This is a genomic window from Amycolatopsis sp. NPDC003676, from assembly GCF_053587275.1.
In genome coordinates this window covers 1-7,391 of the sequence record NZ_JBSFNS010000207.1, presented here as the reverse complement: position 1 = coordinate 7,391, position 7,391 = coordinate 1, and the positions used below count along the sequence as shown (strand labels likewise).

Here is a 7,391-nt window from a genome sequence, read left to right as displayed (position 1 = left end):
TGAGGGTGGTTGTCAAGGCATCTTTCCAGCCTTGACAACCACCCTCAGACCGTCATCACAATCAAGCTTCGGGGTGCCCCACGCAACCAAGGACGGCAATGTCGCCGCCAGGCGACGAGCCGAGACTCAGACAACATCCCCTCGCCGAACCCGATAAACCTGCAACCTCAAATCGTAATACTTAGTAGTCTCCCCGACCCACTGCATCCCAATCCGCTCCGCAGTGGCAATAGCCCGGGAATTGCCAGGCCTCGCCACCGCGAACAACTCATCAGTCCCATCCTGGGAAAACGCCCACTCCACCAACGCCCGCCCAGCCTCAGTCGCATACCCGTGCCCCCACTCCTCGGGCCGCAACTGCCAACTGAGCTCCAAATCCTCCCGATAAGGCGGCAACAACCGAATCCCCAGCCCCCCGATAACCCGCCCATCAGAACGCAGCTCAACAGCCCACCTCCCCCGAGGCGGAAGCAAATTAGGCTGCGCCTCCTGCCAGGCCTGCAACACCGACCGCATCGCGGCAGCGTCGCCAACGCGGTCCATGGCGGGTGTCAGCCAATGCGTCACATCGGAAGAGCCGTAGATCTGAAACGCGGCTTCGGCGTCGTCAGCCGTCCAGTCCCGGATCACGAGACGGTCGGTGGTCAGCGGCAGGGTCATGTACGAACGGTACGCCCGTTCCACCCGGTCCGGGCAGGTGATGCAGGACGCACCGAAGGCTCTTGTCCGGCAAGGACTCCTCCCGATATGGGGCGGGTTAGACTGCGCGCGTGGAGATCTGGGTGAACCCGCGTTGTTCGAAGTGCCGCTCGGCGGTGTCGCTGCTCGACGAGGCAGGCGCGGAGTACACCGTGCGCCGCTATCTGGAGGACCCGCCGACCGAGGCGGAACTCGTCGCGGTGCTCGACCGGCTCGGCCTCGACCCGTGGCACATCACCCGCACCGGCGAGAAAATCGCCGGTGAACTCGGGCTGAAATCCTGGACCCGGACTCCGGAAGACCGTCCACGGTGGATCGCCGCGCTCGCCGAGCACCCGGAGCTGATCCAGCGTCCGATCATCACCGCCGACGACGGCACCACAGTGGTCGCCCGCGACGAGGAAACCGTCCGGTCGGTGCTCAGCTGACCGCCACGGCGATCAGCGCCGCCGCCAGCAGCACCACGTACGCGACGGCATGCACCTTGTCCGGCAACCGGTCGGCGACCCGCCGGACGAGCGCGATCGTCGGCAGTGAACCGGCCAGCAGCGCCGCGCCCGCGATCGGGTCGAGGTATCCTGACGGTCCGCCGCCCGCCGTCGCGTAAACCGCGGTGGCCACCACCGCGACCGGAACACTGAGCGGGTTCGCCATCGCGGCCGCGTCCGCCATCGGAAGCCCCTTGCGGCGCAACAACGGCACCGTCATCACGCTGCCGCCCACCCCGAGAAAACTCGCCACCGCACCGATTCCTACGCCGCCCGCGGTGGTCGTGAACATGCTCAACGGTTTCGGTTCCCCTTGCGGCTTAAGGAATCCGCCGCGCGCGAGGCTGTCCACAATGGTCACTGCAAGGTAGACGATGAACAGGACGCGCAACAGTCCGTCCCCGGCATAGGTCGCGGCCACCGAACCCAGCACGGCACCGATCGCGACGAACGCGGCGAGCGGCCAGATGTAATCGCGCCGGAGCCGTCCGGCCCGGGCCTGCACGACGGTCGCGCTGATCGCGTTCACGACCATCACCGCGGTGGAGGTAGCGACGGCGACATGCATCGCGTCGCCGCGGCTCGTGACCGCCGCGACCACCGGCACGGTGACGAATCCGCCGCCGAAGCCGAATAGCACGGTCGTCACGCCGCTCAAGCAGCCGAAGAGCAGAAGAATCAGGATCGAGGTCAACACTGGCTTCAAGGTAGGTCGTGCGGGGTGCGGCGCGCATCCGAAGATTCGCCAGGTTCTTTCGAGCTTCGGACACCTACCCTGGAGGCATGCGCAACGTTCCGTTGTCCGAGGTCGACGCCCTCCCGAGGGCCGTGCTCGCGATCAGCACGGACTACCCGCCGGATCACTTCCTGCCGCCGCATCGCCACCGCCGCGCGCAGTTCCTCTACGGCGCCACCGGCTCCATGCGGGTCGGAACGGCCGACGGAACGTGGACCGTCCCGACCCGGCGCGCGGTGCTGATCCCGCCGGAGACCGACCACAGCGTCGTGATGATGAACGTGACCACGCGCAGTCTCTACCTGGAACCGTCCGCCGTGCCGTGGTTCCCGCGCCGGTGCCAGACTGTCGACGTCTCGCCCCTGCTGCGCGAATTGCTCCGGGAAGCCGTGGATGTCGTCCCGGAATACCCTCGCCGCGGCCGCGATGCCGCACTGATTTCATTGTTGCTGCACGAAATCTCCCGCTGCGTTCCGCTGCCGCTGGAACTCCCTTGGCCGCGGCACGAAGGCTTGCGCGCGCTGTGTCAGTCCTTTTCGGACGCTCCCGACGTCCACGATCCCCCGTCGCGCTGGGCGGAGGAGTTGCACGTCAGCGAACGCACCCTGCACCGGCTGTTCCGCGCCGAAACGGGCCTGAGCTTCGCCCGTTGGCGAGAGCGGGCCTGCGTGCTGCACGCGCTCCCGCTGCTCGCCGCGGACCTTCCGGTGGCGGACGTCGCGGTCACCCTCGGATACGAAAGCCCGGCCGCGTTCACGACGATGTTCAGCCGCCTGCTGGGCACCCCGCCCCGGTCGTACCGAGAGCCGTGACCCAAGTCTCATTGGGTGCAACTTGATTGTGTACAACTAAGTTGTACTGTTGTCCTCGTTCGGAACTTTCTCTGAGGAGGACCCCATGACTGCCACTGTCGTTCTGGTGCACGGCGCGTTCGCGGATTCGTCCAGCTGGAACGGGGAGATCGAGCGGCTGCAAGCCGCCGGACACCGGGTGATCGCGGCGGCGAACCCGCTGCGCGGAGTCGCCGAGGACGCCGCCTACGTGCGGTCTTTGCTGGACAGCATCGAAGGCCCGATCGTCCTGGTAGGCCACTCCTACGGCGGCTCTGTGATCTCGGCCGCCGCCGCGGGCCATCCCGGGGTGCGGGCGCTGGTCTACATCGCGGGCTTCGTCCCGGACGAGGGCGAGAGCGCGGGCGAACTGGCCGGAAAGTTCCCTGGTGGGACCCTCGGCGAGACGTTGGAGCAGGTCGCCCTGCCTGAGGGCGTCGACCTTTATGTCCGGCAGGACCTGTTCCACCAGCAGTTCGCCGCGGACGTTCCCGCCGCGCAAGCCCGGCTGATGGCCGCAGGACAACGCCCGATCGCTGCCGCGGCCTTGGACGAGGCTTCGCCCGCCCCGGCGTGGAAGGAATTGCCGGTCTACAGCCTCATTCCGACTGCGGACAAGAACATCCCGCCCGCGGCGCAGCGTTTCATGGCGGAACGCGCGGAGGCGGAGGTAGTCGAGGTGGCCGACGCTTCGCACGCGGTGCTGGTTTCGCAGCCGGACGTGGTGGCGGAGCTGATCCTGCGCGCTGCCCGCTGACCTTGGGCGAATGAGGCTGGTCCGCGCTGCGCCGGGATAGGTGCGCAGCGCGGGCGAGGCGCAGCGCGGGTCGGGGGTGGGGGCCGCTCTACGCCGCGCGGCTAGGGGCGGGGTGCCAGTTCGCCTGGTGCGCCGGCGCGCGTGCATGGCGCTGGATCGTGGGGTGGTCGGCGGGCGCGCGGCACCGGTTCGCGCGGTGCGGTCTGGAGTCGATGCGGCGGGTGCGTTGCGCCGATCGGCTGGCGGAGATCGTGATGCGGGGGCGCGATGTGGCGATCGGCGGGCGGAGATCGAGGTGCGCGGTTGCGATGTGGCGATCGGCGGGCGGAGATCGAGGTGCGGGGGCGCGATGTGGCGGACTCGGCCCGGCGGTCCGGCCGCGTGATTCCCCGGGCGCGGATCCGGTGATTGGCCTGGTCAGCGGCCCCGTTTGTGCAGTGCTCGGGGAGCCGTCTGGTCCCGTTGTGCGGACTTGTCATGGCCGAGCCGGACTTTCGCCGTTCGCCGGGTTGGTGCGGCAGTTACCATCGGCGGCCATGAGTACCTCAGGGGGTCCACAGGAGCAGCCGGGCACGCCGCAGGAGCCGGGTGCGGTTCCGCCGGGATGGCAGGCACCTCCGCCGGGGGCCGGTTACCCGCAGCAGCCTGGGCAGTCTCCGCAGTACGGGCAGCCCGCGCAGCAGCACCCGGGCCAGTCCGCGCCGGGCACGTACCCGGGCCAAGCCGGGCAGCCGGGGCAATACCCCGGGCAGGGGCAGTACCCGGGGCAACCGGGCCAGCCGCATCCTGGCCAGCCGCAACCCGGTCAGTTCCAGCCAGGCCAGCCGCAATCCGGTCAGTTCCAGCCGGGCCAGCCCCAGCCAGGCCAGCCGCAACCCGGTCAGTTCCAGCCGGGTCAGCCGTACCCCGGTCAACCGGCTTACCCCGGCCAGCAGGGTTATCCAGCACAACAGCCGGGCTACCCGCCCCAGCAGCCGGGAGCCGGTTACGCCGCACCCCAGCCCGGCCAGGGCTTCTTGCCCCAGAACCAGCCGCTCACCACGCCGGGGCTCGGCGCCATTCCGGTGGCGCTCGGCGCGATCCTCGAGATCGTCGCCCTTTTCATCCCCTGGGTCACCTTCACCAGGGGCTCACAAAGCGCCTCGGTCACCTTCATCGACGCCTTCAGCACGATGACGTCCGGCATGGACAGCTTCGCCGCGATGTACGTGCGGTTCCTCGCCTTCATCTTGATCGCCGCGACGTTGCTGTCCACTCTGCCGTGGACGCTCGGCGCGCTGCGCACGAAGAAGTCCGCCTATTGGCTGAGCGGGATCCGGCGCAAGGAACTCACTCCGCCGAACTTCTGGTGGTACCGCACCGTCTTCGCGGGCCGGGCCACCCTCATGCTGGCCTTCCACATCGCGGGCATCATCGCGATGTTCTACGAGGACCTGTCGAAGATCGGCCTCGGCGCGTATCTGCTCGTCCTCGGCGGCGTGCTCGTGGTCGTCGGCGCGGCGATCGGGCCGAAGCTCACCGCCGCCCGCTGACGGCGCGGATGACCGGGTTCTGACAAATGTCACCGCGCACCGATGCGCGGTGACACTACGGCCCGCTTGCCCGTCCGACCACCATTGGACGGGCAAGCGGTTCCGGATCCGCCGGACCGGCTAAGGGTCCGGAAAGGACAGTCATGAACTCCCGTCCCGCAACGGTTTCCGAACAACCACGCATCCGGGCGGTCCGCGCCCTCACCGGGGCCTACCTGGCGTTGAGCGTGCTCACCCTCGGCGCGATCTTCCTTCTCCGCAATGACCCGTCGATGGTCACCGACGTCGTCTGGGTCCGCGCCACGATCGTGGCCGCCAGTGCGCTGCTCACGTTCCTGTTCGCGAGAAGCGCGGCGCGCGGGTCGAAACGAGGGCTGCTGCGGCTCCGGATCGTGTCGGCGGTGATGACGGTCGCGATCATCGTCATCGTGTCGATTCCGGGATTCCTGCCGCTGTGGGTCCGGCTTGAGCAGGGCGTCTGCGGGCTGCTTCTGCTGGGGGTGGTCGTCTTGGTCAACGGACGGCCCGTGCGCTCGCTGTTCTCCGAGTAGCGTGCCGGACGTGGACCGCGGCCCCGATTCCGACGCGCAACGCTGGGTACTGGGCTGGCGCCGGCTTGTGCTGGACGCCGGCCTCCTGGTGTACCCCCTGATCGTTCTCGCCCAGACTGCCGGCCAGCCGGTGGCGGTGGTCGTTCTGCTGGCGTTCTGTGCCTGCTACGTCGGGGCGGCCGTCGCTGCTTACCAGTTCCGGAGCAAGGCTTTCTGGATTCTGACCGGCGTGTTGACGGCGCTGTTCGGCGTGGTGTTGCCGATCGCGCGGGCTAATGCGTTCTACCTGCTTGCGGTGGTGGTGTCCCTCGCTGTTCCGCGGTTGCCGCGTTGGGGCGTGGTCATTGTGCCGATCGCCGCTGCGGTGACTGTGGTGGTGCCTTGGGCGGTCTGGCATGCCGACCCGGGGTGGGCGCAGGCGGCGGCGTTGGTGTTCACGGTGTTGGTGGTCGTCGCGTTCGCGGAGGCACTGCGGGCGAATCGGGCGTTGGTGCAGGCCCGGGCGGAGGTGGAGCGGTTGGCCGCGGACGCGGAACGGTCGCGGATTTCGCGGGACTTGCATGATTTGCTTGGGCATTCGCTTACCGCGATCACGGTGAAGAGCAATCTCGCCCGGCGGCTCGCGGCTAAGGGGGATGGGCGGGCTGTGGACGAGATCGGTGAGGTCGAGCAGTTGTCTCGGCAGGCGCTCGCGGATGTTCGGGCGGCGGTTTCCGGGTATCGGGATGTGACGCTTGCCGGAGAGCTTGCACGGGGACGGGAATTGTTGCGGGCTGCCGGGATCAGCGCGGATTTTCCTACCGCGGTGGATGGGCCGCATCAGGAATTGTTCGGGTGGGTGGTCCGGGAGGGGCTGACTAATGTGGTTCGGCATTCTCGGGCTACTGCTTGTGCGGTGATCGTTTCGGGGGATGCCGTGGAGATTCGGGACGACGGTGTTGGTTCTTCGGCGGATCCGGGGAATGGGCTTTCCGGGTTGCTGGATCGGGTGGTTGCCGCCGGCGGGCGGATGGAGGCCGGGGCGGTGCGGCCTCGGGGGTGGCGGTTGCGGGTGACGGTGGGGGAATCGTGACTATTCGGTTGTTGCTCGCTGATGATCAGGTGCTGGTGCGGCAGGCGTTGGGGACTCTGCTTGATCTTGAGGACGACTTTGAGGTCGTCGCTCAGGTCGGGCGGGGGGATGAGGTGGTGGGGGCTGCGTTGGAGTGTTCCCCGGATGTGGCGTTGCTGGATATTGAGATGCCTGGGTTGGACGGGTTGGCCGCGGCTGCTGTTTTGGCGGAGCAGGTGCCTGGGTGTCGGGTGGTGGTTTTGACGACGTTCGGGCGGGCTGGGTATTTGCGGCGGGCTATGGAGGCCGGGGCGGTTGGGTTTGTGGTTAAGGATGCTCCGGCGGAGGCGTTGGGGGACGCTATTCGGCGGGTGATGCATGGGGAGCGGGTGGTGGATCCGGCGTTGGCGGTGGCGACATTGGCTGCTGGGGAATCGCCGTTGACTGCTCGGGAAAGGGATGTGTTGATCGCGGCTCGGGGTGGGGGGTCGGTTGCCGAGATCGCGGGGAGTTTGTATTTGTCTGAGGGGACTGTGCGGAATTATTTGTCTGGGGCTATTGCCAAGACTGGGGCCCGGAATCGGATGGGGGCGGTTCGGGTTGCTGATGATCGGGGGTGGTTGTGAGTTTGGCTCGTCGCCTGGCGGCGACATCGCTTGGTGGTTGCGTGGGGCACCCCGAAGCTTGATTGTGCTGACGGTTCGGGGGTGCTTGTCAAGGCGGGTCATATTTCTTTAAAAAAAAACC

General features: G+C 67.7%; 10 protein-coding genes. 7 read left to right on the top strand and 3 right to left on the bottom strand.

Translation table 11 applies throughout. From position 1 onward, the window contains the following. Positions 1-126 precede the first annotated feature (126 nt). Positions 127-660 (bottom strand): GNAT family N-acetyltransferase, encoded by a 534-nt coding sequence (locus ACWDNU_RS44580; RefSeq protein WP_370939972.1) that lies wholly within the window; start codon positions 658-660, stop codon positions 127-129. A gap of 110 nt (positions 661-770) precedes the next feature. Between ACWDNU_RS44580 and ACWDNU_RS44575 the strand changes: the two genes are divergently transcribed. After that, positions 771-1,127: an ArsC/Spx/MgsR family protein gene (locus ACWDNU_RS44575; protein ID WP_116206788.1), complete on the top strand. Its 357-nt coding sequence runs from the start codon at positions 771-773 to the stop codon at positions 1,125-1,127. On the opposite strand, the gene ACWDNU_RS44570 is transcribed toward ACWDNU_RS44575, so the two are convergent. Continuing rightward, complete coding sequence (locus ACWDNU_RS44570; protein WP_449673293.1) at positions 1,120-1,884, bottom strand: sulfite exporter TauE/SafE family protein; 765 nt, start codon at positions 1,882-1,884, stop codon at positions 1,120-1,122. The genes ACWDNU_RS44575 and ACWDNU_RS44570 overlap by 8 nt on opposite strands. 86 nt (positions 1,885-1,970) lie before the next feature. Here ACWDNU_RS44570 and ACWDNU_RS44565 point away from each other — a divergent pair, with 86 nt between their 5' ends. After that, positions 1,971-2,735: an AraC family transcriptional regulator gene (locus ACWDNU_RS44565; RefSeq protein ID WP_449673292.1), complete on the top strand. Its 765-nt coding sequence runs from the start codon at positions 1,971-1,973 to the stop codon at positions 2,733-2,735. An 85-nt stretch (positions 2,736-2,820) separates the two neighbouring features. Further along, the gene (locus tag ACWDNU_RS44560; RefSeq protein ID WP_449673291.1) at positions 2,821-3,510 is read left to right on the top strand and encodes an alpha/beta fold hydrolase; all 690 of its coding nucleotides are present in this window, start codon (positions 2,821-2,823) and stop codon (positions 3,508-3,510) included. A gap of 545 nt (positions 3,511-4,055) precedes the next feature. Here the strand turns inward: ACWDNU_RS44560 and ACWDNU_RS44555 are convergent. Beyond that, on the bottom strand, positions 4,056-4,424 hold the full coding sequence (locus tag ACWDNU_RS44555) for a hypothetical protein (RefSeq protein WP_449673290.1): 369 nt from the start codon (positions 4,422-4,424) through the stop codon (positions 4,056-4,058). A 102-nt stretch (positions 4,425-4,526) separates the two neighbouring features. On the opposite strand from ACWDNU_RS44555, the gene ACWDNU_RS44550 reads away from it, so the two are divergent. From ACWDNU_RS44550 to ACWDNU_RS44535, 4 genes are all read left to right on the top strand, one after another. Continuing rightward, positions 4,527-5,042: a hypothetical protein gene (locus ACWDNU_RS44550; protein ID WP_449673289.1), complete on the top strand. Its 516-nt coding sequence runs from the start codon at positions 4,527-4,529 to the stop codon at positions 5,040-5,042. Between the two features lie 143 nt (positions 5,043-5,185). Next, on the top strand, positions 5,186-5,593 hold the full coding sequence (locus ACWDNU_RS44545; RefSeq protein WP_449673288.1) for a hypothetical protein: 408 nt from the start codon (positions 5,186-5,188) through the stop codon (positions 5,591-5,593). 10 nt (positions 5,594-5,603) lie between these two features. Beyond that, positions 5,604-6,665: a sensor histidine kinase gene (locus tag ACWDNU_RS44540; protein ID WP_449673287.1), complete on the top strand. Its 1,062-nt coding sequence runs from the start codon at positions 5,604-5,606 to the stop codon at positions 6,663-6,665. Further along, the gene (locus ACWDNU_RS44535; RefSeq protein ID WP_449673286.1) at positions 6,662-7,270 is read left to right on the top strand and encodes a response regulator; all 609 of its coding nucleotides are present in this window, start codon (positions 6,662-6,664) and stop codon (positions 7,268-7,270) included. The genes ACWDNU_RS44540 and ACWDNU_RS44535 overlap by 4 nt, the downstream gene beginning before the upstream one ends. Positions 7,271-7,391: the final 121 nt, after the last annotated feature.

What these genes read in the sequence shown, in the direction of transcription:
- ACWDNU_RS44580 (WP_370939972.1), bottom strand. Translation starts at nt 660, where the DNA reads ATGACCCTGCCGCTGACCACCGACCGTCTCGTGATCCGGGACTGGACG.
- ACWDNU_RS44565 (WP_449673292.1), top strand. Translation starts at nt 1,971, where the DNA reads ATGCGCAACGTTCCGTTGTCCGAGGTCGACGCCCTCCCGAGGGCCGTG.
- ACWDNU_RS44560 (WP_449673291.1), top strand. Translation starts at nt 2,821, where the DNA reads ATGACTGCCACTGTCGTTCTGGTGCACGGCGCGTTCGCGGATTCGTCC.
- ACWDNU_RS44545 (WP_449673288.1), top strand. Translation starts at nt 5,186, where the DNA reads ATGAACTCCCGTCCCGCAACGGTTTCCGAACAACCACGCATCCGGGCG.